This window comes from Corynebacterium sp. HMSC22B11, assembly GCF_001815965.1.
Classification (GTDB): Bacteria; Actinomycetota; Actinomycetes; order Mycobacteriales; family Mycobacteriaceae; genus Corynebacterium.
In genome coordinates, this window is record NZ_KV823465.1 from 1 (window position 1) to 1,191 (window position 1,191).

At 57.7% G+C, this 1,191-nt stretch carries 1 protein-coding gene; it reads right to left on the reverse strand.

The genetic code is table 11. The features are described from left to right. On the reverse strand, positions 1 to 963 hold a 963-nt coding region (locus HMPREF3088_RS00005), incomplete at its 3' end, for an IS30 family transposase (RefSeq protein ID WP_246817944.1). Between the last annotated feature and the right edge of the window lie 228 nt (positions 964 to 1,191).

The following is a 1,191-nucleotide window of genomic DNA, read 5'->3' on the forward strand; positions in this document are numbered from 1 at the left end:
CAGATCACCCTCCCAATGCCCCGGCACAGCCCGATCCTCAACAACAGCAGGACGATCAGCAATCATGATCATCGGATCAACAAACCGACTCCTCACAACACGCTGACCACGCGGTTTACGCCGCGTCCGCCCCGTACGAAGGGCATGGGCCACCACCTTCTTCAACTCGCCTCTGGCCTGGCAGTACAGCTCTTGATAGATCGTTTCATGACTCACATGCATAGTCTCATCGCCAGGGAATTCCCTGCGCAACCGGCCAGCCACCTGCTCAGGGGAAAACTCCATCCGCAACCACTGCCACACCTGCTGTTTCAACCGCGGATTCGCCGCAATCTTCGACACCTTCGGCCGAAACCTCCGAAGCGTTGACTTCCGGTGCGCCTCAAACGGGCGATAAATGCCATCATCACCACTATTGCGACTAATCTCGCGCGAAATCGTCCCCGGATCACGCCCAAGCTCACGCGCAATCGCCCGAACCGATAAATTCCGATTCACCCGATCCGCGATGCGCTCCCGCTCCACCAACGACAAGTACCGCCGGTCAATCACCTTCTCCACCGCAGCCTGCGGCAGCACCTCCACCGGAACACTGACCCGGCCATCAACATACGCAAGAACCTGCATAAGCCGTTTATAGCGATAAACTGCCTGACCATCGGGCACAAACGGCACACGCCGACCACGTGTTTTAATCACCCCCTTATCAACATCAAGCGCACCACGTAACCCCATCCCACACGCAGCTGCAGCAGAACGACGATCCAACCCACAGGCCCGAAGCTCCAAATACTCCACTCGCCGCGCCGTAGCCACAGCCCGCCGACCCTCAGGAGCAGGACGCTGCCGCGCACCAATCGATATCCCCACCCGGTATACCGACGAAGGATTCACACCCAACCGCCGCACAATATCCATTGGCGCGACATTCTGGGCAAACAACGCAACAATCTCGTCAACCACCTGTGACGACAACGTCTTATTCCGCAGTGGTAACCCATCACGATGCGCAATCCGATACGCCGTAGCTAACGACCATCCCAGATCCAACCCAGCCGCACGCACCGACAAACCATCACCCACCACCAACTGGTGAAACCGAGTGATCTCCTCAACCGGTGGATCCCACCGTGACACCGTCATCACCAACACCAACCCTTCAGATCAGTGTTGCAACGACCACTAGAACTT